This window comes from Mycobacterium sp. (assembly GCF_052144515.1).
Taxonomy (GTDB): domain Bacteria; phylum Actinomycetota; class Actinomycetes; order Mycobacteriales; family Mycobacteriaceae; genus Mycobacterium.
Genome location: NZ_JBKQQD010000199.1, coordinates 1 through 21,259, shown reverse-complemented (window position 1 = coordinate 21,259; position 21,259 = coordinate 1). Strand labels below are relative to the sequence as shown.

Genomic DNA, 21,259 nt, shown 5'->3' with positions numbered 1-21,259 from the left:
TTGAGGCGTATGCGGTGAGCCATTGCGCCGAGAGGCATGGCGCAACCGACTGCCGCGTTCTTGCCGAGGGTCGGGGTGGCTGTGTGGCCCTCTCCAATAATGGTCAGAGCTTCGTCGGGGGCTGGGGTGCCACCCGCAGTGCTGCCGGTGCCGCAGCGGTGGCCAAGGTAGGGTCAGCGGGGGCAAATGTGGACATCGCTCGCTGCGTCGGCGATCCGGGTCTAATCTCCTCTACTGGGAACTTCTCGTTTGTGGCCACGCAGTAGCCATGCCAGCGCCTCACGACTCGTCATACTGAGCACAAGCCCACCCGTTTTCACCCTGAAAACGGGTGGGGTTGGCTGTGATGCCATCGGGCCGCAGGATGTCGGTGTGGAACCACTGGATGTCGCAACCGACGCCCCCCACCTCGAAACCTGCGGGTTTTCCGGCGGGGTTTTCGCGCACAATGGAACCAGGCTGCGGACTTTATCCACCCGTGGCTCGGGCCGTGTCCAGCAGATCTGGCGCGGCCCGCTTATATGCTTGGTGGATGGAGTTGGTCGGCGATTCGGCTGCGTGGTGGACGGCGCTGGCGTTGGTGTCTGGGCGGCTCGGGTTGCCCGGCGATGGGGTGCACCTGTTCGACGTTTTCCATCTGGAAGATGGCGATGGGTCGTCGTAGTTGTCAACGACGATTGGTGACCGAAGGCTCGGGTGCCATGTCTCCTCGTCCTCGGGCGGTTCGATGGGGCCAATTGATGTCGAGCGCGGCGGTGATGCCCTTGAACTCCGTGGCGTTGAGGGATGTCAAAAGCTGTTCCTGGCCTTGGATGACGGTCTCAATGCGGTGCCGCTGTTCGTCGCTCTCACTGTTGTCACGCAGCGCGCACAGTGCTTTGATCGTCATCTCAACCGACCGCCGATGCCACATTAAGGCGGCGTGAGACCAACTCCTTTAACTCTTCCCACTCGGTACGCCGGATGCTGATGTATCTCCGTGTTCGCCGCGAGCAAGAACCCGTTGAATCGCAGTGGTGATGGCGATTACGACCAAGTAGACGCTGGTAACCATCTGCGCTGAGACGAGCAGACGTGCGGTACCACTGACCGGGTGTATATCGCCCATGCCGGTGGTCGTGGCTGTGCTGATGGTGAAATATGTCGCGTCGACTCGTGTGAGCGAACAATTGAACGCCTGTGGAGACTGCGCCGACAGCGCGTAGTACAGGAGCGCGAAAAAGCCCTCAACGAAGATGACTTGCGCGAGCACCATCACCGCGACGACCGCAGGGGATGGGACTCGGAAGAGCGGGTGGTGTAGAAGCACCCATGTCCAAAAGGCCGGCCAGAGTATCCCGAACAGGATCCCCAGCCCATAGAAAGAGCCCGTCACCCACGGTGGCCGTGGTGGTTTGCCAGCTAGCGCCGCCAACCCCAACCACGGCATGGCTGCGGCCACCAGCGACGAGAAAGCGGAGTGGCGCAGACGACTGCGTGTTACGCGTCGTTGTGTGGGGTCGCTCGATGACATCTTGCACCAGTCCGCCAGTCTGATCCTGCGTTTGAGCGCAATGCTAGAGGTCCCGAGGCCGAGCGCGTGCTTCATCGGTGCCGCGTTCTGTGCTTCGGGGGCGAACGCGCCCGCGAGGTACTCTCCGAAGGTGAGTTTCGCCGTCCGGATACGGAACCTGACGGTAGCTGCGCGGGAGTTCACGGGGAGTTCACGACTCCCCCGCCATGGCCCCAAATATGGCTCTGAGCTGCATCGGAGACCGTTGGATCTGCTCGGCGTCGACCAGTCCTGCGCCATCGACATTTGAACTTCGGGAAAGGGCCACATGGACATCGCGACGGTCGATGAACTGCTCACCACCACGCGGTCGGTGCGCAAGCGCCTTGACCTGACCCGCCCGGTTGGTCGCGACGTGATCCTCGAGTGCATCCGGCTGGCCATGCAGGCGCCCACGGCCAGCAACGCGCAGGATTGGCGCTGGATCGTCGTCACCGACGCCGACAAGCGCGCCGCGATCGCCGACATCTACCGCAGCATCGGTGCCCAGTACCTGGCGTACGCCGTCGACACCGTGTCGGATCCGCAGACGAAGCGGGTGTACCAGAGCGCGATGAGCCTGACCGAGACGCTCGCGCAAGTTCCGGTTCATGTCATCCCGTGCCTGGCGCAGCGCATCGATGACGCCGAGCTGGGGATCGCGGCGGCGGCCTGGGCGTCGATCATCCCGGCCGGCTGGAGCTTTTTGCTTGCGCTTCGTTCGCGCGGTTTGGGATCGGTGTGGACGACGATGCATCTGTTCAAGGAAAAGGAAGTGGCCGAGTTGCTCGGCATTCCCGCTACGGTCACGCAGGCCGCGCTGTTCCCGGTGGCCTACACGATCGGCACTGACTTCCGGCCGGCCCAACGGCCGCCCGCGGAGACCATCACTTATTGGGACAGCTGGGGAGAAAGCTGATGCAGTCCTACACCGTCCGATTCCATGTCGACGCACCCCCGAAGAAAGTGTGGCGGGTTCTGCATCCGCCGGTGCCGCCGAACTCGCCGCGGCCGCGGGTTCTCAAGTGGCCCACGGGCAGCATGAAAATCCTCAACGAAGGCAACGAGGCCGGCGAAGGTCTGGTGCGCACGTGTATCTTCCCAGTCCCCAGGTATCTGCTGTCCGGTGGCAGAGCGCGGTCGTGGGAGACCGTGACCGAGGCGGAGATCAACAAGCTGTCGCGGTACACGGCGGTCGGCGCGCCGCTGTGGTCGCGGGCCGAAGGCTATCACCAGCTCGAGGAACAGCCCGATGGCACCACAGTGCTGACCTTCCACGAGACGTATCACGCCTACAACCCGGTGCTGCGCTTCTTCCTCGAACGTCCCGTGCACGCCAAGATTTCCCGCGACAACCTCGACACGTATCAGCACGCGCTCGGTTACGCGGGCAAGGTGACGCGTTTGGCCTAGCTCTCGGTCGCATGTCCTGCTGACGTCTCCAGCGCAGCAACATGATTCGCCTTCTTGTCGGACCCCGGGTGCAGGGTGGCTGTAGGCACGACAAGAAGGGACGGTGCGATGTGCTGGAAATGCGATCACCCGGACAGGCCGGAAAGGGAATACCTCGACGAGATGCACGCGACGATGATGAGGTGCGGGTGGGCCATCCAGTACGTCGAGAGCGACCGGGTGCCTTTCGCGTACACGCTGGGCCTGACCCGTCATGACTTGCCGGAATTGTTGGTCACTGGTGTTTCGCCGCAGCGGGCGCTTCGCTTGTTGAACGGCGTTGCGCGGAAATCCGTGGATCGCGGGGCGCCCCGTGCCCGGCACGCAGTTCACCGTGCCGTCGGGACCCTTTATCGAAATAGTCGAGGTGGAGCGCCCGGATGCGCACTTGAACTTCGCCACGGCCTTCTTCGGCAGCGAGATGAGGGCGCTGCAGCTGGTGTGTGCTGCCGCGCGTGGTCGCTGGCCGTGGGCTGCGGACTTCAACAACGGTCGAGGCATACAGCCGGTGCTTGGTATCCGAGTGACCCTGGATCCTTGAGGCTGATTGGTTGGAACGCGGGTGCTTTGCGGCCGGAATTCTGCCGGAAATCCTCATGGGACAAGCGAATTGATGAAAGCATGGGCAGCGCAGGGTTGACGCCAGACGTGAGGAGGGTGCCGACATGGCCGGCAACGAGGATGTGCTTGTGCCCCTCGACTCACTGATTGCCGAAGTACTCAGCGACAACGTGAGCGACACTTACGTGACCAAGACGCCGTTCGCCCGGGCCGAGCTGGCCAACGTGGTGGACGCCGGCGCAAAGGTGATTTCCGGCCAGAACTTGCTGGTCGCCAATCTGGGCTACGGGCTGCGACTTACGTCGAGGGCGGGGTCGGTCGAGCACCTAATGCTGTTCGACACCGATACCGAGGGTGCCGCGTTCATGCGCAACTGTGCGAACCTCGGCATCGGCTTGGGCGCCGTAGAGGAAATCGCGATCACCCACGGGCACTGGGACCACAATGGGGGCGCTCACCGACGCGATCGACGCAATCGTCGCCGAGCGCGGCTCGGTGACCGTTCACGTCAACCCGCTGATGTTCCGGGAACGCGGTCACGTTGACCAATGGGTAGGTGATACCGACCGAAGGTGCCGACACCTGAAGAGATGCGCGCCTGCGGCGCGGTGGTGGTCAACGACGCCGACGAAAGGTACCTGCTGGAGAACCACTTCTACTACAGCGGAGAGATTCCGCGGGTCAGCTCGTTTGAGAAGGGCCGGTCGGATCACTTTTGCCGGGAGAGCGACGAGGCGGAGTGGGAACCCGATCCCCTGCTGATGGACGAGCGAATGCTGGTGGCCCATGTGCGGGGGCTTGGCCTGATCGTCTTCAGCGCATGCTCACATGCGGGAATTGTCAACGTATGCACGGAGGTGGCCAGCCGTTTCCCGGGCATTCCGATACATGCGGTGATGGGAGGCTTGCACCTCGGCGGCGTGATGGAGCGCATCATCGGTGAGACAGTTGAGGGCTTGGCGCCGTTTGAGATCCGTCACATCATTGCCGGGCACTGCACCGGTTGGCGCGCCGTTCATGCGCTTGCCGGGGCATATGGCGAGCGGGTGAGCCAATCGGCGGTGGGAACCAGCTATCGGTTTCAGGCTGAATAAGCCGAGTGTGCGCCGAGGCTGTTCAGCCCGGTACGCTGGGGTTCTATGTGGTTGAAGGCAGCGCCGGTTGCGCCAAGATCTGCGGCAAGATTTGTTGTCGCGGGTGTCATCGTCGCGGGCTGGGCGGCGTCGGCAGGTGTCGCCGGGGCCGATCCGGAGCCGTCGCCCCCACCGTCTGCGTCGCCGGCACCTGCAGCTTCCCCGGGTCCGTCTGCGTCACCCGCGCCAGCACCATCACCGGCACCCGCAGGGAAGACGAGCATCGACAAGGATGGCACCTACGCCGTCGGGTCCGACATCGCGCCGGGCATCTACAGTTCCGCGGGACCGATCGGCGACGGCACCTGCTACTGGAAGCGCACCGGCAACCCCGACGGCAACCTGATCGACAACGCCATCAGCAAAAGACCGCAGGTAGTGCAGATCGATCCGACGGACAAATCGTTCAAGACATCAGGCTGCCAGCCCTGGCAGCTGACTCCCGACGCCGCTGTGCCTGCTAATACACCGCCTCCAGGCGTGCAGGGCACTCTCGGCATCCTCAACGGGCTGCTGGGCGGCCAGAATGGCCCGCAACCGCCCCATTCCTGACGGGAGCTTGCTGCCCGTGGCAGGTGATGCAGGTGACCCGCAACAGATCATGGTCGTCGGTGCCGGCGTCAGCGGATTGACGTCGGCCATCTGCCTGGCCGAGGCGGGCTGGCCGGTGCGGGTGTGGGCAGCCGCGCCGCCGCAGCAGACGACCTCACGGGTGGCGGGTGCGGTATGGGCGCCGCCGCGGCCGTCCGGACGTGCCGTCCAGACACAGGCCTGGACGGAGCACTCGCTGCGGGTGTTTCGTGAGCTGGCCGACGACCCAACCACCGGGGTACGTATGGCGCCGGCGCTGACCGTCGGCGAATTATCCGGGGCCGACGCGATGTCGTCTGCCGCCACACTGATCCCCGACCTGCGGCTGGCCGATCCCAACGAAATCCCAGAAGGCTTCCGGATCGGCTATCACGCCACCATGCCGATGATCGACATGCCCCACTACCTCGACTACCTTACAAAGCGACTGGCCACGGCCGGCTGCGAGATCGAGATACACCCGCTGCGCTCGCTGACCGAGGCCGCCGACGCCGCACCGATCGTGGTCAACTGCACCGGTCTGGCCGCGGGGGCGCTGGCCGGCGACGACACGGTGCGGCCGCTGTTCGGACAGCACGTCGTGGTCGCCAATCCTGGCCTGCAGCAACTGTTTCTGGAGATCAACAGCGGCCCGGAATGGATCTGCTACTTCCCCCACCCGCAGCGCGTGGTGTGCGGCGGCATCAGCATCCCCGACCGATGGGACACCACCGCGGAGCCGGAGATAAGCGAGCGGATCATGCAACGCTGCCGCCGGATCGAGCCGCGGCTTGCCGAGGCGGAGGTGATCGAGACGATCACCGGGCTGCGCCCCGACCGTCCGTCGGTGCGAGTGGAGGCCGAGTCGCTCGGGCGGGCGCTGTGCGTGCACAACTACGGTCACAGCAGCAACGGCGTGACCTTGTCGTGGGGTTGCGCGCACGACGTGGTGCGCCTGCTCAGCCGAGATCGCTGAGCGGAGGCGACGGCGCATTCTCCACCGACGTGTACATCGGCAGCAGGCGGCCCAGTCCGCATGCGGCGATGGTCGCGCGACGACCGGTTGGTTGCTGACCAGCCGTAGGTTGACGCCGCGCCGACCACACCGCAGCGCCTCGTCGGCCAGCGAGGCATAGGCGCACGACCCCATGAAGTCGAGCGCCCGGACGTCGATGACGAACGGACCCGGCGCGATAGCGATTGAGGCGGTTCGGCTTAACATGCGCTGCCAAACACTCTCGTTGCTGGCATCGATGTCACCGCCGACGTGAATCACGACGGCCGAGCCGCTCAACTCGGTGAATGACCGCAGCCCGCTATTCGGGTCACCGAATTGCGAACTCAACCGCGTGTTGGAGGGGGCCGGAAATATTTCGGTCGCGACAGCCTTCATCTCTGGCGATCCCGTCGTCGTGTGCGGTGAGCGCTGTCCCCTCGGCGTGGCTAAGCAATGTCTAATAAGGGCTGAGAACCAGGGATGTCGTGAACCGATATGCTGGGGATCCTGCCCGAGGGAGACGCGGTTGAGCATCGACTACGCGCTGGACGCCCACATTGCCACCATCACGATCAACCGCCCCGAGGCGCGCAATTCGCTCGACATGGAACATTTCCGCGATCTGGCCCACGCGTGGGCCGCGTTTCGCGACGATGCGAGCGCCTGGGTCGCAGTGATCACCGGGGTCGGACGCGACTTCTGCACCGGGGCCGACCTGAAGAAGTTCATTCCGGAGTTGACCGGCGAGCTACCCCAACCCGACGGGTGGAACAAGGACGACGCCATCCATGCCGTCTTGCATCGGTTCCCGCTGTACAAGCCCATCGTCGCCGCCGTCAACGGTACGTGCGTCGCGGGCGGGTGTGAGATGTTGGGCTGCACAGACATTCGAGTGGCCGTGCCCGAAGCGCGGTTCGCGATCATGGAGCCCAAACGCGGTCTGTTCGCCGGCGGCGGCAGCACGGTTCGGTTGCCGCGCCAGCTGCCCTACGCGCTTGCGATGGAGCTGTTGCTGACCGCCGACATGGTGGACGCGGAGCGCGCCCTGGCCATGGGACTGGTCAACCGGGTGGTCGCGGCGGACCAACTGATGGACACCGCCTACGACTACGCCGAGCGCATAGCGGCCAACGCGCCGCTGGCGGTCTTCGCGACAAAGCAGTCGGCCGTCGAAGGGCTGACGCTTGACCTCGACGCGGCTTACGACAACGAGACCCGGCACAGCGACCGCGTGTTCGCGACCGAGGACGCCAAGGAAGGACCGCGCGCCTTCGCCGAGAAGCGACCGCCGCGGTGGCAGGCGCGGTGACTACCTGGTGGCGCTCCGGACGTCGCGAATAACCAGCGACAGGATCCAGCTCACGATCGACAGCAAGATCGCGGCCCAGATCGCGTCCCACCAAAAACGGTCGATCTGCAATCCCCAGTGGGTGGTGTGCTTCGTGATCGAGGCGGTGATCCACAGCATCAACGCGTTCACGACGATGTGAAAAAGGCCAAGCGTCAGGATGTACAGCGGGATCGACAAGAACTGCACGATCGGCTTGACGAACGCGTTGACCAGACCGAAGATCACCGCGACGACGAAAATGATGCCGACCCTCTCCAACGTCGTGTCGCCGCCGACGAAACTCAGCCCGTGGAATAGCTGGGTGACAACCCACAATGCAAATCCGGTCAATGCGGCGCGCAGCAGAAAAGGGCCCATGCCGCAGATCCTGCCATGCGGGGCGGCCGAATTCGCAATGCGTTGAGCCGTTTAGGTCAGTTTGTAGAAGCGCTGCGCGTTCAAGCCACCGATTTTCTCGCGCGCTTCTTCGCTGATGTCGGTGCGGGTGCGCAGATGCTTGGTGCTTTCCGGCCACTCGCCGTCCCAATGCGGGTAGTCGCTGGCGAACATGATGAAGTCGGCGCCGAGCACGTCGATCACGCCGGGCAGGATCGGCTCCTCGGGCTCACAGGTCACCCAGATGTTGCCGGCGGCCAGGTAATCGTGCGGATCGCGGCGCCAGCCGCGGTCGATCCAGTCGCCGCGCTTCTCGTAGTGCTCGTGCAGGCGGTCGATGAAGAACGGGACCCAGCCGGCGCCCGCCTCGAGGAAAGCGACCCGCAGCTGTGGGTGTCGCTCGAAGACGCCGCCCGAGACGAGCGCCGTCATGGCCGTCATCTGGTCGAACGGAAAGCTGATGCAGTGCACCTGTATGTAATTCGTGAAACGGTCCACGCCGATCTTCGGCAGGTGAATGCCGGGCGCACCGTGAATGCCCAGCGGCATGTCGAGCTCGACGGCGGCGGCGTAGAACGGGTCGAGATCGGGGTGGTCGAGGTTGCGGGTCTTCAGCGCCGGCGGGACCAGAGTCGAGACCAGCCCCAGCTCCTTGGCCTCGCGCATGATGTCGATGGCCAGCTGTCCGTGTTCGATCGGGGTGACACCGACGCCACGCAGCCGACCGTTCGTCGGCGCACAGTAATCGGCGATCCACTGGTTGTAGAGGCGCGCGAAACCCGCACCGAAATCAGGGTCTTCGAGGCTGGGCACGCACAGCCCGAGGCTGGGATAGAGCACCATCGTGTCGATGTGGTCGCGGTCGGCGTCGCCCACGACCCCCTCGGCCGACCGGCAATTGATGTCGGGTGCCTTGCTGATTCCGTGCTCGGGCGGGCAGCCGGCACCGGGACCTTCGTCCTCCGGGTAGTTGCGGCCCTCGAACATCAACCGCAACCGCTTGTCCGTGCTGGGTTTGACGTAGTCCGGCCAGCGTTTGATCGCCTCGATCGCCAGCGAGGAGTTCTCGGCGACGTGCCCATCGGCATCGATGATTCGCATGTATCGGGAACTTACTCTCGCGGATTTCATGGTCAAACGGCTCGCGCCGGTGCCCTGGGTGCGCCACGATGCTTGCGTGACAACTCAGCGGATCACCGGCGACCAACGGAACTCGTTCATTGCGGCGATGTTGGGCTGGACCATGGATGCCTTCGATTACTTCATCGTGGTGTTCGTCTATGCCGATATCGCAAAGACTTTCCACATCAGCAAGGCCGAGGTCGCGTTCGTCACGACCGCCACCCTGGTCATGCGTCCGGTGGGTGCATTGCTGTTTGGGCTGTGGGCCGACCGGGTCGGCCGGCGACTCCCGCTCATGGTGGACGTGATGTTCTACTCCGTGGTCGGATTCCTGTGCGCGTTCGCGCCTAACTTCACCGTGCTGGTGATCCTGCGGTTGCTGTACGGCATTGGCATGGGGGGCGAATGGGGGCTGGGCGCTGCGCTTGCCATGGAGAAGGTTCCCGCCGAGCGGCGTGGCTTTTTCTCCGGGCTGTTGCAGGAGGGCTACGCATTGGGCTATCTGCTGGCGAGCATCGCGTCGCTGGTGGTGATGGACTGGCTGGGGTTCTCATGGCGCTGGTTGTTCGGTCTGTCCATCGTCCCGGCCCTGATCAGCCTGATCATCCGGTACCGGGTACAGGAATCCGAGGTATGGGAAGCCGCTCAGGACCGGATGAAGCTGACCAACACCAGAATCCGCGACGTGCTGCGCAACGGCGCCGTCGTCCGCCGGTTTTTCTACCTGGTGGCGCTGATGACCGCGTTCAACTGGATGAGCCACGGTACTCAGGACGTCTACCCGACGTTCTTGGGGGCGACGGCCAACCATGGTGCGGGCCTGTCCAGCGTGACCGTCAAGTGGATCGCGGTGGTCTACAACGTCGGCGCCATCATCGGCGGGCTGTTCTTCGGCACGCTGTCACAACGGATCAGCCGCCGGTACACCGTCGTCTTCTGCGCGCTGCTCGGATTGCCGATCGTCCCGCTGTTCGCCTACTCGCGCACCGCCGCGATGCTGTGCCTCGGCTCGTTCCTGATGCAGCTCTGCGTCCAGGGTGCCTGGGGCGTGATCCCCGCACACCTAACTGAGATGTCGCCCGACGCCATCCGCGGCCTCTACCCCGGCGTGACCTACCAACTCGGCAACCTGCTCGCCGCAATGAACCTGCCCATCCAGGAGCGCCTGGCCGAGTCGCACGGTTATCCGTTCGCGTTGGCCGCCACGATCGTGCCCGTGCTGCTCGCCGTGGCTACGCTGACGTTCATCGGCAAGGACGCGACGGGAGTCCGCTTCGGCACTAGCGAAACCGCTTTTGTCCCAACGAAAGCGGCGTGATTTAGTCGGTTTCTGCGTCGGTGAGCGCACGCAGCAGCAGGTGCATCGCCACCGTCGTCGAGCGCTCCCTGATGTCGGACCGATTCCCGGGGAGCTGCAGCGTCCGGGTTGTCGTCGGGCCGCCGTCTTGCATGACGGTGAAACAGACCGTCCCGACCGGCTTTTCGGGCGTTCCTCCGCCCGGTCCGGCGATTCCGGTGATCGCGACTGCGGTGTCGGCGCCGAACCGCTTGAGGGCGCCCGACGCCATCGCTTCGGCCACCGGCTCGGACACCGCGCCGTGGGCTTCGATCAGAGCCGGGTCGACCCCGAGCAGCTCTATTTTCGCGTCGTTGGAGTAGCTCACCACGCCGCCCATCACGTACTCGGACGACCCGGGCCGGTCGGTCAGCCGGGCCGCCAGCAGCCCCGCGGTACACGATTCCGCGGTCGCAATCCGGCGGTCGGCCAGCAACTGCGCGACCAGATCGTCGACGTGCGAGCCGTCGTCGGAATACAGCTGGCGTCCATGCTTTTCGCGCAGCAGCTGGATCAGCTGGGAGTAGCTGTCGGTCGCATCCGGCTCGTAGCGTGTGACCATCTCGATCTCGCCGCGCCGCAGGCAGGTGGTGATCTCGAGGTTGTCGAAGCCGGGGATGGAGTTTTCAGCGCCGCGCAGGGTTTCGGCCAGCCCCGATTCGGGCAGCCCGAACATCCGGATGGTCTCCTGCCGGTAGACCGTCCGGCCGGCGATTGCCTCCTGCGCCGCGGAGGTCTGAATTGCCTTCTGCCACATGGGCTGTAGCTCGCGCGGCGGCCCCGGCAGCACGATCACGGCCGGCTTGCCGGGAACGACGACCCCCGGCGCGGTGCCCACCGGATCGAGCACCTCAGCGCCGGCGGGAATCATGGCCTGCTTGCGGTTGGCGGCCCTCATCGAGTCGAAGCTGCCGGGCTGCAGGGCGGCGTTGCGAGCACCCATCAGGCGCTTGAGGATGTTGGCGATCTTGTTCTCGACCTCGTCGTCCAGCACCAGATCGCGGCCGGCGAACCGGGCCACCACCTCGACGGTCATGTCGTCGGCCGTGGGCCCGAGGCCGCCGCTGGTGACGATCAGGTCCACACCCTGGTCGGCCATGAAGCGCAGCTGCGCCTCGATGTCGGCCGGGCGGTCGCCGCAGATGGTGATGTGCGCCAGCTCGACGCCCAGTTCCAGCAGCCGATCGGCGATCCAGGGGCCGTTCCTGTCTTGGACGCGGCCGGTGAGGACCTCAGTTCCGGTGACGACGATGCCCGCACGTGCGCTCACCGGCATGAGCCTACGGGCGGGTTACCGCGGCCTGTCTCAGAGACCTGTCTTAGACCGGGCTGCCCGGCTGGCCGGTGGGGCCGGTGGGGCCTTCGGTGCCCTCCGCGCCCTCGGTGCCTGGGTTGGCGGGCACGCCGGTGACGCTGTCGGTGCCGGGGTCGCCGCCGCCGCCCACGGGACCGGCGGCCGCCGCCGCCGAACGGTGCACATCGGTGCGCGGGTGGCGGCGCTGGCCGGCCCGGGCGAGGTGCTGGTGTCCTCGACGGTGCGCGACATCGTGACGGGCTCGCGGCGCACGTTCGTCGAGCGGGGTGAGTACGAGCTCAAAGGCGTACCGGACCGGTGGCGGGTCTACGCGTTGGTGCGTGAGCAGACGACCATCACGGGGTAGCGGCCGTCAGGCGCTAGCGGCCGTGGCTGCCCGGTTGGCCGGGCTGCCCTGCTTGGCCGGCTTGGCCGGGCTGTCCGGGGATTGCGCCGGACCCACCCTCGCCGCCCTGGCCGGGCTGACCGCCCTGGCCGGCCTGACCGCCCTGCCCGGGCTGACCGCCCTGGCCGGGCGCCCCACCGTCGCCGCCGTGGCCGCCGTCACCGCCTCGACCGCCGTCGCCGCCTCTTCCGCCGCCGCCGCCGTGGCCGCCGTCCCCGCCGCGGCCACCGGCTCCGCCGGCGCCACCAGCGCCACCCCGGCCACCGGGGCCGGACTGACCTTGCGTGCTGTTGCCGCCCTCGATCGACTCGTCGCCGGTCATGCGGTTCGCCCCGATGCTGGAGTTGCGTGTCGAGCCATTTGTCTGCCTCCCAAGTGAGCCACGCGGATTTCGTCGGCTCCACGTCAAGCTACCTGAAGCAGCTGACGGGCTGCCGGGCCGCCCCCGGCCCGCCATCGCTGCCGAGATGCCAAGTAGGGCCTGTCCGGGTCTGCTAGACAATGTGCTGATGATCGAGTTAGAGGTACTCCAAGCTGACGTCACCAAGCTCGAGCTCGACGCGATCACCAACGCGGCCAACACACATCTGCGACACGGCGGCGGTGTCGCGGCCGCAATCGCTCGCGCCGGCGGTCCCGAGGTGCAGCGTGAATCAAAGGAGAAGGCGCCCATCGGGCTCGGCGAAGCGGTCGAGACCACGGCCGGCGACATGCCGGCGCGCTACGTGATCCACGCGGCGACGATGGAGCTGGGCGGGCCGACCTCGGCCGAGATCATCACACGGGCCACCGGTTCCACCTTGCGAAAAGCCGACGAACTCGGTTGTCGTTCGCTGGCGCTGGTGGCGTTCGGCACGGGCGTCGGCGGTTTCCCGCTCGACAACGCCGCCCGTTTGATGGTCGACGCCGTTCGCCGGCACCAGCCGAGCTCACTGGAGCGGGTCGTGTTCGCGGTCCATGGCGACGCGGCCGAGCAGGCGTTTCGAGCGGCGGTGGGGGCCTAACGCTCGGACAGATGTCGCTCGACGGAAGCAACCTTCTGCGTCATCGCGTCGGCGGCCCCGGCTCGCCAGTCGGCCTTAATCACCGTGCTGACCCGCGGCGCACGAGCGGCCACGGCCTCCACCGCGCGCTGCACGACCCCCATCACCTCTTCCCAGGTATCACCTTCGATCACGGTGAACATCGAATCCGTCTTGTTGGGTAGCCCGGAATCACGAACCACCCGCACCGCTTCGGCGACGATCTCACCGACGCCCTCACCCACGCCGAGCGGGGTGACAGAAAACGCGACCAGCACAGACACCCGACTAGCGTACCCATTGACGCAGCGTTCAATGACGTTTCCAAGCCGCCCTGGCAGCATCGAGCCCATGCGGCTTCTGGTGCAACGGGTCTCGTCAGCGGCGGTGTCGGTGGACGGCCAGGTGGTCGGCGCCATCCGGCCGGATCGCCAGGGCCTGCTCGCATTCGTCGGTGTCACGCACACAGACGACCAAGACAAGGCCCGGCGGCTCGCCGAAAAGCTCTGGAACCTGAGAATCCTCGCGGACGAGCGGTCCGCGGCCGACATCAACGCGCCGATCCTGGTGGTCAGCCAGTTCACCCTCTACGCCGACACCGCCAAAGGCCGCCGGCCGTCCTGGAATGCGGCCGCTCCAGGTGCGGTCGCCGAGCCGCTGGTTGCCGCGTTCGCGGAGGCGTTGCGGGGGTTGGGCGCCCAGGTGGAGACCGGCGTGTTCGGGGCGCACATGGATGTCGAATTGATAAACGACGGCCCGGTGACGGTGATTCTGGAGATCTGACGGCGCGGCCGCGGGTATTTTGGTTTCGACGGCTGTGTTTCGGGAGGGCCTAGTGACGTCCACGTCATCCACGTCACCTGAATATGGGTCGCTTCGTTCCGACGACGACCACTGGGACATCGTCAGCGGCGTGGGTTACACCGCTCTGCTGGTAGCGGGTTGGCGTGCCCTGCACGCGGTAAGCCCACAACCGCTGGTTCGGGACGACTACGCGAAACTCTTCATCGCAGCTTCACAGGACCCGTATCTGGCTGGCGTGCTGGCCAACCCTGGGACCTCCGTGGACGCGACCGCGTTTCCCCGTCTTTACGGCGTGCAAACCCGGTTCTTCGACGACTTCTTCACCTACGCCGGTGAGGCGGGCATTCGTCAGGCCGTGATCGTCGCCGCCGGGTTGGACTCCCGGGCCTACCGCCTTGAATGGCCTGATGGGACAACAGTTTTCGAAATCGACCTACCGAAAGTCCTGGAATTCAAGGCGCGAGTTTTGCGTGAGCATGGCGCCACACCCAAGGCCCGCAGGAGCGAGGTGGCGGCCGACCTGCGCACCGATTGGACCGCGCCGCTGAACGCGGCCGGATTCGACCCGCAGGTAGCCAGCGCCTGGTCGGTGGAGGGGATCCTGCCCTACCTGACCGATGACGCACAAACGACGCTGTTCGCCCGGATCAGTGAGCTGTGCGCCCCGGGCAGCCGAGTTGCTGTGGGCGCGCTGGGAACACGCTTGGACCACGACCGGCTTGGGGCCCTGGAAGCCGAACACCCCGGGGTCAATATGTCAGGGGACGTGGACTTCTCCGCGCTGACTTATGAGCCCAAGTCCGACCCCGCGGAGTGGCTCGCCGCGCACGGCTGGGCTGTCGAGCCGGTCCGCAACACGCTGGAGTTGCAGATGGGCTACGGCATGACGCCGCCGGAGGTGGACGTCAAGATCGACGCTTTAATGCACTCGCAATACATCACGGCGGTCCGGTCATGAAATTCTCTCCCGCCGATGCCATCACGGAGATCGGCGCCAGTTCACCCAGTCCAGGCGTCGGTGCATTCTTCGACCTGGACGGCACACTGGTCGAAGGATTCACGGCGGCGGTTCACGTCGGCGACCGAATCCGCCGGCGGCAGGCCGGGATCGGCGAGCTGCTGGGCGTGTTCGATGCCGCGCTCCGGTACAAATTCGGCCGACTGGAGTTTGAGCGCCTGATTATCCGCGCCGCCGGATACCTTCGTGGTGAAGCGCTTGCCGAGCTCGACGAGCTGGGCCAGCGGCTGTTCGTGGAACGTGTTGCACCACGGCTCTATTCACACATGCGTGACATCGTCCAGGCGCATCAGGAACGCGGGCACACCGTGGTCATGAGTTCGTCGGCGCTGTCTATCCAGGCGCTGCCCGTCGCCCGCTTCCTCGGTATCTCCAATGTGCAGTGCAACCATTTCGAACTCGACGAGCACGGACGGCTGACCGGAGGGATCGTCAAACCCGTCGTCTGGGGTGCGACCAAGGCCGCCGCGGTCCAAGAGTTCTGCGCCCACAACGACGTCGCGCTGCAACATAGTTACTTCTACGCCGACGGCGACGAGGATGCCGCGTCGATGTCACTCGTCGGCTGCCCGCGGCCGGTGAACCCGCGCTCCGGGCTCGCCGCGGCGGCCGCCGTGCACGGATGGCCGGTGATGTGCCTTGCCTCGGGCCGCCGGGGGCCGGTGCGCGCGTTGCGCTATCTGGCGAACCACGTTCGCCGGGACGCCGAGAGCCGCACCGGCTAGGGCGTCAGGAGCACCTTCACGCTGTCGCCCGAGCGTGAGCCCGCGACGTCGTAACCTTTGGCCGCTTCGTCCAACGGCAATGTGGTGGTGAAGATGCCGTCGACGTCGAGGCGGCCGGACTGCAGCAGCGGGATCAGCTCCGGCCAGGTGCGCTGCACCGGCGCGGTGGTCATGCGCAGCGTGGTGCTGCGAATCAGGCAGCCCAGGGCGTTGAGCGGAAACGGATTCATGTCGTGCACACCGACCACTGAGACGGTGCCGCCCGGCCGTACCGCGTTGAGCGCGTCGGTCAGGGATGCATCGGTGGCGACGGCATCGATCACCGAGTCGGCGCCGCGCCCACCGGTCGCGGCGAGGATGGCCTCGACTGCGGGCGCCTTGACCGGCGTGGCCCCCCAGCGGGCCGCACGGTCCAACCGGCCGTCGACTCGGTCGACAGCGAAAACCGTTGCAGCGCCTTGGAAGAGCGCGCTGCGCAGCGAGCATAGCCCCACCGCTCCCAGGCCTATCACCGCCACGGTGCCACCGAACGGAATTTCGGCGCGCTGCGCCGCCGCCCACCCGGTGGCCAGGTTGTCGGTGAGCAGCAGCGCCTGCTCGGTGCTGATGCCCTCGGGCATCTTGAGCAGCTGGAAGTCGGCGGCGGGTACGGCGAGCAAATCGGCCTGCGCGCCGGCAAGCACGCCGCCGCCGAAGATCTGAAAACCGGCGTAGCACATGACCGGATCGCGCGTGGCGCAGCCCGGGCAGGCGCCGCAGCCGGTCACCGACGACACCATGACCTGGTCACCGACTTTCACCGTGCGCACGTCCGGCCCAGTCTCCACGACGGTGCCGATCGCTTCGTGCCCGAGCGTCATTGGCTCGGTGAGCGGAAAGTCTGCCTCGTAGAAGTGCAGGTCGGATCCGCAGATGCCGGCGGCGGTGACTTCAACGATCGCGCCGTCGGGGCCGGGAAGTGCTGGATCGGGCCGGGTTTCGACGCGGATGCTGCGCGGCCCATCAACAACTACTGAGCGCATAGTGGCGTGCTCACTTTCTTTGTCGCACCACGAACTGTGACCAATCGGGCTCACGGACCGCGGCCCAGTACTCATTGAGCCGCCACGGGCTGACGGTGTGGATCTCCCCGTCGGTGTTCTTGAAGTAGGAATGCTTGACCGCGGGATGGGCCCACACCATTTTCTTGATCTGGGTCTGTGTCCGCTGATGCCAATCGACGGCGGCTTGGGCGGTCGGCTCCAGCGAATGCACCTCGGCGTCGGCCAGCCGCGCCAAACACTGGTCGATGTAACGCATTTGCAGTTCTGACTGAAATATCAGGCTGCCGCCGTGCGCGAGATGCGTCCCGGGCCCGTAGATGATGAAAAAGTTGGGGAAAGCCGGAATGGTGATGCCGAGGTAGGCATACGGTCGGCTCCCCCACATCTCATGTAGGTCGATTCCGTTGCAGCCGGTCACTTTTAGCGGCCACAGCACATCGGTGTGCCGGAATCCGGTGGCGTACACGATGACGTCCGCGTCATGTGTTACACCGTCATCGGTGACCACTCCGCGTGCGGTGATCTGCCGAATCGGGGTGCGCACCAGTTCGACGTTGTCTCGCTGCAACGTTTGCAGCCAGCTTCCGTTGTCCTGCAGGGTCCGCTTGCCGCAGGCGGGATAGTCGGGCAGGACCTTGGCCAGTAGCTCATGGGAGTCCGGGCCTTCGCCGACCTGGCTGGTGATCCACTGGGAGAACATCATGTGGGCGGCGGCGTTGATGTCGCTGACGGCGTGGTCCTGGTCGGCATAGTCAGGGTCGCTTTCAGCGGCGTCGAGACCCTTGTCGGACCCAGGCCACAGCACCAGGAACCGGTACCACCTTCCGTAGAACGGCAGGTGGCGCATCGCCCAGCGCACACCGTCGCCGACCTCGTCGTGGTACATCGGATTGGGGAACATCCACTGGGCGGTCCGCTGGAATACGGTGAGGTGCTCGACATCCTCGGCAATGGCGGGTGCGATCTGGAAGCCGCTGGCGCCGGCTCCGATCAGGGCGACCCGCTTGCCGGTCAGGTTTACCGAGTGATCCCAGGCCGCGGAGTGAAACGACGGCCCCTCGAAGGTGTCGGCGCCGTCGATGGCGGGAATATGCGGCCGATTGAGCTGTCCGACCGCGGTGATGACGGCACGTGCGCGCAGTGTGCTTACCTGACCGTCGGCCGCGCGCAGTGACACGGTCCACATGCCGTCGTCGTCATGCCACTCGGCCGCGAGCACCTCGGTGTTCCACCGGACGTGTTCGGCCAAGTCGTGCTTGTCGATCACCTTGGTGAAGTAGTCTTGCAGCTCGTCCTGCTCGGCGAAGAAATGCGTCCAGTCGTTGTTGGGTTCGAAGCTGTAGCAATAGAAATGGTTCGCGACATCCACGCGGGCCCCGGGATAGGTGTTCTCCCACCATGTTCCGCCCGGGCCTGGATTCTTCTCCACAATGATGAATCCGATGTTGGCTTGTTTCAGCCGGATTCCCGCCAGGATGCCCGATTCGCCGCATCCGACGACGAGGACCGGGAGGTCATCCGTGCGTTCGGTGGGCAGGGCCGCCGGGCGGCGGGGGTCGACCCCGTCGAGGTCCAGCTCCTCGGAGACCAACGCCAGGTAGTTATCGGGAACGTGCTCGCAGGCCGCCCAGTCCATCATTTCCCTGATGAGTTCCGGGCTCAGCGGCTCCGGCTCGGGGCAACCGCGGTCTCGGTACTCGGTGATCACCGATAGCGCCTCGGCGCGGGCCCGGGCCTTGTCCTCCTCCGACATGAATCCCTGCACCTCGTTCAGGAAGATGCCCATCTGCTTGAAGTCGCGGATGAATCGGGGGTCGCCGGTGATGTGGACGAGCGAAAGCAGCAGCGTGGGGATGCTGACATCCTCCAGCGCGGCCGCGATCTCCGCTGTTGGCGTGCTGAACGGTCGGCCGGCGTAGCGGCTGCGCATCGAGCCGATCCTTTCGCTGGAGTGCAATTACGCTACTACTAGGTTCGTAATTGGCAGGACTACGCTACCCTCGCCGCCGGGCCGGATCAAGGCCTGTCACGAGGTGTCATCTTCCGCCGCGCCGCGCAGGAGCTTCTCGGGGTGGTGGAAGGGGTTGGTTCTGGGCTGTCCGTGATCGAGGCGAGGTGGCGGGATCCATTCGGTTTCGCCGTCTTTGCGTTTTCGAGTGATCCAGTCGCCGGGTGGGACGAGGGGGTGGTCGGCTCCGCAGGCGAAGGTGAGTTGGTTGACGTCGGTGCATTGGGTGCTGGCCCAGTCCTCGACGTGATGGACTTCGCACCAGTATCCGCGAACGGTGCAGCCCGGTCGCGTACACCCGCGATCATTGGCGTACAACACAATTCGCTGCGCGGGTGAGGCGAGCCGTTTGGTGTGATAGAGCGCCAGGGCTTTGCACTTGTCGAAGATCGCCAAATAGTGGTGCGCGTGGCGGGCCAGGCGGATCACGTCCGACATCGGCAGGATGCCACCACCGGTCAGGCCGGCGCCGGCCGCGGCCTCCAGGTCCTTCAGGCTCGTGGTGACGATGATGGAGGCCGGCAACCCGTTGTGTTGACCTAGCTTTCCCGACGCCAGCAAGCCGCGCAGGCCGGCGGTCAGGGCGTCGTGATTGCGTTGCGCTTCCGAGCGCGTGTCGCGGCGGGCCGTTTCCTCGGGCACCGGGGCATCCAGGATCGGCGCTTCGTCGTCGGGATTGCACATGCCCGGCGCGGCGAGCTTGGCCAACATCGCCTCCATGGTGGCCCGCGCTTCGGGAGTCAGCAGCCCGGTCAGTCGTGACATGCCGTCGGGGCCCTGTTCGCCCAAGGTCACTCCGCGGCGCCGGGCGCGGTCGGCGTCGGTGTAGTCCCCGTCGGGGTGCACGCAGTCCATGATGTGGCCGGCCAGTTGGGCTAGGTCCTCGGGTCCGAATTGGCTGGCCTTGGCGGCCAGGTCGGTGTGGACGTGTTCGCGGGTCGCCGGATCCACAAACGCGGGGAGGCGGTGCAGAAATCCGCGGATGATTTTGATGTGGTCGGCCCCGACGCGGCCTTCGCGTTGGGCGTTCGCGGTAGCGGTCAGCAGCGGCGGCAACAACTCCCCGGTCAGCGCGTGCCGCGGCCCCAGGTCGGCGGCCTCGCCCACCCGCCGGCCGGCCTCGGCGCGGGTAATGCGCAGGCGCGTCGCCAACACCGCGGGCAACCGCCCGCCCAGCGTTTCCTCGTCGGCCTGTTCGGCGATCTGGTTGATCAAGGCGTGGCCGGGGACCGGGAGTCGGCGCGCCTCTTGCTCGAGTTTTCTCCAAATATCCCAACCGTTCCGGGGTGGTGAGCGCGTCAAAGGTCAGCTCGCAGACACGCGACACCGCGGCGCGCAGTGCGCCGAACGCCTCGGCGACCTGTTCGCGACTTTCCGAAAGAATGTTCGAATACTATCGCCGCGCACCGACAACAATCTCCGCCTTGGTGCCCCTGAAACCAAAGTGGTACAAGTGATTTCGCACGCAGGACTCATCCCTTGTGCGAAACGTCCTCCACCAGACCACCGTCAACGACGAATTCGGCCGCGGTCGCATATGACGACTCGTCGCTAGCGAGAAAGAGCACGAACGCCGACACGTCTTGCGGCTCTCCCGGCCGCCCTAACGGGATGTTCAGCACATCCTGGGGAAGCTTGGCGGTCATCGCCGTGCGGATGAACCCCGGATGGATCGAGTTGACCCGAATGTTGTTGGGCGCCAACTCCAATGCCGCCGACTTGGTCAGCCCGCGGACCGCCCATTTGGACGTGACGTACCCGTGCACCCAGGCGGCGCCCCGCAGGCCCTCGATGGATGAGATGTTGACGATCGAGCCGCCGCCCGCCGCGGTCATCGGATCGATGACGGCCTGAATGCCCAACAGCGTGCCGGTGACGTTGACGTCGAGGATCTGCTGCCACTTGGTCAGGTCGAACGTCTTGAGTGGCCCGTAGTTGATGATCCCGGCGTTGTTGACCAAGACGTTGAGCTGCCCGAACTGCTCGACCGCCGCGGCGGCCGCGGCCGCCCAGTCCGACGGCTTCGTCACGTCGAGGTGCACGTAGCGCGCCGCGCTGCCCAACTCGGAAGCCAGCGCCGCACCTACGTCATCGAGGATGTCGCCGATCACCACCCTGGCGCCCTCGGCCACCAGTAGACGGGCATGGGATGCCCCCATCCCCCGCGCTCCGCCACTGATCAGAGCAACTTTTGCATCCACGCGTCCCATGTCGGGTCACGCTACCCGAGGGCCCGGCGCCGCTAGAACCTGTTCTAATAGCTATTCGGAGGTGAGCGTTGTGGCCCCGCTACTCACCGCATGCAGCGGATTCCTGCTCGCCGTCTTGTGGATGGACCTCATTTTCGACGTTCAGGTACTCGGAAACAAGGATGCAGAACTACCCGAACCCGTACTCGCCTCCATCGCCGCCTACTACCACAGGGCGACCACCACCTCGCGGCCGATGAGCCGACTGATCGTCCTCGTCATGCTGATCCTATTGGGCGCCTTAGGGTTTCAGGCTGTCCGC

25 protein-coding genes and 5 pseudogenes are annotated in these 21,259 nt (G+C 65.7%); 19 read left to right on the top strand and 11 right to left on the bottom strand.

All coding sequences use genetic code 11. From position 1 onward, the window contains the following. Positions 1-14 precede the first annotated feature (14 nt). On the top strand, positions 15-266 hold the full coding sequence (locus ACLP9N_RS14055; protein ID WP_442407984.1) for a hypothetical protein: 252 nt from the start codon (positions 15-17) through the stop codon (positions 264-266). A gap of 266 nt (positions 267-532) precedes the next feature. Further along, on the top strand, positions 533-664 hold the full coding sequence (locus tag ACLP9N_RS14050; protein ID WP_442407979.1) for a hypothetical protein: 132 nt from the start codon (positions 533-535) through the stop codon (positions 662-664). Positions 665-667: 3 nt separating this feature from the next. Here the strand turns inward: ACLP9N_RS14050 and ACLP9N_RS14045 are convergent, their stop codons facing one another. Together ACLP9N_RS14045 and ACLP9N_RS14040 are read right to left on the bottom strand one after the other, a co-directional pair. Further along, a complete protein-coding gene (locus ACLP9N_RS14045; RefSeq protein ID WP_442407978.1) occupies positions 668-889 on the bottom strand; it encodes a hypothetical protein in 222 nt (73 codons plus the stop codon). Positions 890-937: 48 nt separating this feature from the next. Beyond that, positions 938-1,255, bottom strand: a complete 318-nt coding sequence (locus ACLP9N_RS14040; protein WP_442407983.1) for an ion channel — start codon at positions 1,253-1,255, stop codon at positions 938-940. A gap of 565 nt (positions 1,256-1,820) precedes the next feature. Between ACLP9N_RS14040 and ACLP9N_RS14035 the strand changes: the two genes are divergently transcribed. From ACLP9N_RS14035 to ACLP9N_RS14000, 8 genes and pseudogenes are all read left to right on the top strand, one after another. Continuing rightward, on the top strand, positions 1,821-2,450 hold the full coding sequence (locus ACLP9N_RS14035; RefSeq protein ID WP_442407977.1) for a nitroreductase family protein: 630 nt from the start codon (positions 1,821-1,823) through the stop codon (positions 2,448-2,450). Beyond that, positions 2,450-2,944: an SRPBCC family protein gene (locus ACLP9N_RS14030; RefSeq protein WP_442407976.1), complete on the top strand. Its 495-nt coding sequence runs from the start codon at positions 2,450-2,452 to the stop codon at positions 2,942-2,944. Before ACLP9N_RS14035 ends, ACLP9N_RS14030 begins: the two co-directional genes overlap by 1 nt. A 108-nt stretch (positions 2,945-3,052) precedes the next feature. Next, positions 3,053-3,229, top strand: a pseudogene (locus ACLP9N_RS14025) (DUF4262 domain-containing protein); the annotation flags it as partial. Positions 3,230-3,296: 67 nt separating this feature from the next. Further along, positions 3,297-3,524 carry a DUF4262 domain-containing protein gene (locus ACLP9N_RS14020; RefSeq protein ID WP_442407975.1) on the top strand — a complete coding sequence of 76 codons (228 nt, stop codon included), beginning with the start codon at positions 3,297-3,299 and terminating at the stop codon, positions 3,522-3,524. Between the two features lie 124 nt (positions 3,525-3,648). Beyond that, positions 3,649-4,089, top strand: a complete 441-nt coding sequence (locus ACLP9N_RS14015) for a hypothetical protein (RefSeq protein ID WP_442407974.1) — start codon at positions 3,649-3,651, stop codon at positions 4,087-4,089. 27 nt (positions 4,090-4,116) lie between these two features. Next, complete coding sequence (locus ACLP9N_RS14010) at positions 4,117-4,638, top strand: MBL fold metallo-hydrolase (RefSeq protein ID WP_442407973.1); 522 nt, start codon at positions 4,117-4,119, stop codon at positions 4,636-4,638. A 51-nt stretch (positions 4,639-4,689) separates the two neighbouring features. Next, positions 4,690-5,229 (top strand): hypothetical protein, encoded by a 540-nt coding sequence (locus ACLP9N_RS14005; RefSeq protein ID WP_442407982.1) that lies wholly within the window; start codon positions 4,690-4,692, stop codon positions 5,227-5,229. 49 nt (positions 5,230-5,278) lie between these two features. Beyond that, positions 5,279-6,223 (top strand): FAD-dependent oxidoreductase, encoded by a 945-nt coding sequence (locus ACLP9N_RS14000; protein ID WP_442407981.1) that lies wholly within the window; start codon positions 5,279-5,281, stop codon positions 6,221-6,223. On the opposite strand, the pseudogene ACLP9N_RS13995 reads toward ACLP9N_RS14000, so the two are convergent. Continuing rightward, positions 6,207-6,640, bottom strand: a pseudogene (locus ACLP9N_RS13995) (anti-sigma factor antagonist). The gene ACLP9N_RS14000 and the pseudogene ACLP9N_RS13995 sit on opposite strands and share 17 nt — an antisense overlap. Before the next feature lie 130 nt (positions 6,641-6,770). Here ACLP9N_RS13995 and ACLP9N_RS13990 point away from each other — a divergent pair. After that, complete coding sequence (locus ACLP9N_RS13990; RefSeq protein WP_442407972.1) at positions 6,771-7,553, top strand: enoyl-CoA hydratase/isomerase family protein; 783 nt, start codon at positions 6,771-6,773, stop codon at positions 7,551-7,553. Here ACLP9N_RS13990 and ACLP9N_RS13985 read toward each other — a convergent pair whose 3' ends face one another. Together ACLP9N_RS13985 and ACLP9N_RS13980 are read right to left on the bottom strand one after the other, a co-directional pair. Beyond that, positions 7,554-7,952, bottom strand: a complete 399-nt coding sequence (locus ACLP9N_RS13985; protein WP_442407971.1) for a phage holin family protein — start codon at positions 7,950-7,952, stop codon at positions 7,554-7,556. Between the two features lie 51 nt (positions 7,953-8,003). Beyond that, entirely contained in the window at positions 8,004-9,071 is a 1,068-nt protein-coding gene (locus ACLP9N_RS13980) for an amidohydrolase family protein (RefSeq protein ID WP_442407970.1), read from the bottom strand. 28 nt (positions 9,072-9,099) lie between these two features. Between ACLP9N_RS13980 and ACLP9N_RS13975 the strand changes: the two genes are divergently transcribed. Next, entirely contained in the window at positions 9,100-10,410 is a 1,311-nt protein-coding gene (locus ACLP9N_RS13975) for an MFS transporter (RefSeq protein WP_442407980.1), read from the top strand. Between the two features lies 1 nt (position 10,411). Here ACLP9N_RS13975 and ACLP9N_RS13970 read toward each other — a convergent pair whose 3' ends face one another. Next, positions 10,412-11,704 carry a competence/damage-inducible protein A gene (locus ACLP9N_RS13970; protein WP_442407969.1) on the bottom strand — a complete coding sequence of 431 codons (1,293 nt, stop codon included), beginning with the start codon at positions 11,702-11,704 and terminating at the stop codon, positions 10,412-10,414. A gap of 91 nt (positions 11,705-11,795) precedes the next feature. On the opposite strand from ACLP9N_RS13970, the pseudogene ACLP9N_RS13965 reads away from it, so the two are divergent. The 3 genes and pseudogenes from ACLP9N_RS13965 to ACLP9N_RS13955 form a co-directional block, all read left to right on the top strand. Beyond that, positions 11,796-12,089, top strand: a pseudogene (locus tag ACLP9N_RS13965) (adenylate/guanylate cyclase domain-containing protein); the annotation flags it as partial. Between the two features lie 22 nt (positions 12,090-12,111). After that, positions 12,112-12,507, top strand: a complete 396-nt coding sequence (locus ACLP9N_RS13960; protein WP_442407968.1) for a hypothetical protein — start codon at positions 12,112-12,114, stop codon at positions 12,505-12,507. 130 nt (positions 12,508-12,637) lie between these two features. Continuing rightward, positions 12,638-13,132 (top strand): macro domain-containing protein, encoded by a 495-nt coding sequence (locus ACLP9N_RS13955; RefSeq protein ID WP_442407967.1) that lies wholly within the window; start codon positions 12,638-12,640, stop codon positions 13,130-13,132. Here the strand turns inward: ACLP9N_RS13955 and ACLP9N_RS13950 are convergent. Continuing rightward, the gene (locus tag ACLP9N_RS13950) at positions 13,129-13,434 is read right to left on the bottom strand and encodes an MTH1187 family thiamine-binding protein (RefSeq protein WP_442407966.1); all 306 of its coding nucleotides are present in this window, start codon (positions 13,432-13,434) and stop codon (positions 13,129-13,131) included. The genes ACLP9N_RS13955 and ACLP9N_RS13950 overlap by 4 nt on opposite strands. A 67-nt stretch (positions 13,435-13,501) precedes the next feature. Here ACLP9N_RS13950 and dtd point away from each other — a divergent pair, with 67 nt between their 5' ends. From dtd to ACLP9N_RS13935, 3 genes are read left to right on the top strand one after another with little or no spacing between them, the layout of a single operon-like run. After that, the gene (gene dtd, locus ACLP9N_RS13945; RefSeq protein ID WP_442407965.1) at positions 13,502-13,933 is read left to right on the top strand and encodes a D-aminoacyl-tRNA deacylase; all 432 of its coding nucleotides are present in this window, start codon (positions 13,502-13,504) and stop codon (positions 13,931-13,933) included. 52 nt (positions 13,934-13,985) lie between these two features. Then, positions 13,986-14,912, top strand: coding sequence for a class I SAM-dependent methyltransferase (locus ACLP9N_RS13940; protein WP_442407964.1), 927 nt, complete (start codon positions 13,986-13,988; stop codon positions 14,910-14,912). Further along, the gene (locus ACLP9N_RS13935; protein WP_442407963.1) at positions 14,909-15,697 is read left to right on the top strand and encodes an HAD-IB family hydrolase; all 789 of its coding nucleotides are present in this window, start codon (positions 14,909-14,911) and stop codon (positions 15,695-15,697) included. The genes ACLP9N_RS13940 and ACLP9N_RS13935 overlap by 4 nt, the downstream gene beginning before the upstream one ends. Here ACLP9N_RS13935 and ACLP9N_RS13930 read toward each other — a convergent pair. The 4 genes and pseudogenes from ACLP9N_RS13930 to ACLP9N_RS13915 form a co-directional block, all read right to left on the bottom strand. After that, the gene (locus ACLP9N_RS13930; RefSeq protein WP_442407962.1) at positions 15,694-16,719 is read right to left on the bottom strand and encodes an alcohol dehydrogenase catalytic domain-containing protein; all 1,026 of its coding nucleotides are present in this window, start codon (positions 16,717-16,719) and stop codon (positions 15,694-15,696) included. The genes ACLP9N_RS13935 and ACLP9N_RS13930 overlap by 4 nt on opposite strands. 10 nt (positions 16,720-16,729) lie before the next feature. Continuing rightward, complete coding sequence (locus tag ACLP9N_RS13925) at positions 16,730-18,670, bottom strand: flavin-containing monooxygenase (RefSeq protein WP_442407961.1); 1,941 nt, start codon at positions 18,668-18,670, stop codon at positions 16,730-16,732. Between the two features lie 96 nt (positions 18,671-18,766). Beyond that, positions 18,767-20,132: pseudogene (locus ACLP9N_RS13920) on the bottom strand (HNH endonuclease signature motif containing protein). Between the two features lie 88 nt (positions 20,133-20,220). Beyond that, entirely contained in the window at positions 20,221-20,958 is a 738-nt protein-coding gene (locus ACLP9N_RS13915) for a glucose 1-dehydrogenase (RefSeq protein ID WP_442407960.1), read from the bottom strand. 70 nt (positions 20,959-21,028) lie between these two features. Between ACLP9N_RS13915 and ACLP9N_RS13910 the strand changes: the two are divergent. After that, positions 21,029-21,259: pseudogene (locus ACLP9N_RS13910) on the top strand (hypothetical protein); the annotation flags it as partial.

Coding starts and splice junctions, on each gene's coding strand:
- ACLP9N_RS14035 (WP_442407977.1), top strand. CDS start 1,821: ATGGACATCGCGACGGTCGATGAACTGCTCACCACCACGCGGTCGGTG.
- ACLP9N_RS14050 (WP_442407979.1), top strand. CDS start 533: ATGGAGTTGGTCGGCGATTCGGCTGCGTGGTGGACGGCGCTGGCGTTG.
- ACLP9N_RS14015 (WP_442407974.1), top strand. CDS start 3,649: ATGGCCGGCAACGAGGATGTGCTTGTGCCCCTCGACTCACTGATTGCC.
- ACLP9N_RS13955 (WP_442407967.1), top strand. CDS start 12,638: ATGATCGAGTTAGAGGTACTCCAAGCTGACGTCACCAAGCTCGAGCTC.
- ACLP9N_RS13915 (WP_442407960.1), bottom strand. CDS start 20,958: ATGGGACGCGTGGATGCAAAAGTTGCTCTGATCAGTGGCGGAGCGCGG.
- ACLP9N_RS14030 (WP_442407976.1), top strand. CDS start 2,450: ATGCAGTCCTACACCGTCCGATTCCATGTCGACGCACCCCCGAAGAAA.
- ACLP9N_RS14000 (WP_442407981.1), top strand. CDS start 5,279: ATGGTCGTCGGTGCCGGCGTCAGCGGATTGACGTCGGCCATCTGCCTG.
- dtd (WP_442407965.1), top strand. CDS start 13,502: ATGCGGCTTCTGGTGCAACGGGTCTCGTCAGCGGCGGTGTCGGTGGAC.
- ACLP9N_RS13925 (WP_442407961.1), bottom strand. CDS start 18,670: ATGCGCAGCCGCTACGCCGGCCGACCGTTCAGCACGCCAACAGCGGAG.
- ACLP9N_RS13970 (WP_442407969.1), bottom strand. CDS start 11,704: ATGCCGGTGAGCGCACGTGCGGGCATCGTCGTCACCGGAACTGAGGTC.
- ACLP9N_RS14045 (WP_442407978.1), bottom strand. CDS start 889: ATGACGATCAAAGCACTGTGCGCGCTGCGTGACAACAGTGAGAGCGAC.
- ACLP9N_RS13935 (WP_442407963.1), top strand. CDS start 14,909: ATGAAATTCTCTCCCGCCGATGCCATCACGGAGATCGGCGCCAGTTCA.
- ACLP9N_RS13930 (WP_442407962.1), bottom strand. CDS start 16,719: ATGCGCTCAGTAGTTGTTGATGGGCCGCGCAGCATCCGCGTCGAAACC.
- ACLP9N_RS14040 (WP_442407983.1), bottom strand. CDS start 1,255: ATGGTGCTCGCGCAAGTCATCTTCGTTGAGGGCTTTTTCGCGCTCCTG.
- ACLP9N_RS13980 (WP_442407970.1), bottom strand. CDS start 9,071: ATGCGAATCATCGATGCCGATGGGCACGTCGCCGAGAACTCCTCGCTG.
- ACLP9N_RS13975 (WP_442407980.1), top strand. CDS start 9,100: ATGGTCAAACGGCTCGCGCCGGTGCCCTGGGTGCGCCACGATGCTTGC.
- ACLP9N_RS13985 (WP_442407971.1), bottom strand. CDS start 7,952: ATGGGCCCTTTTCTGCTGCGCGCCGCATTGACCGGATTTGCATTGTGG.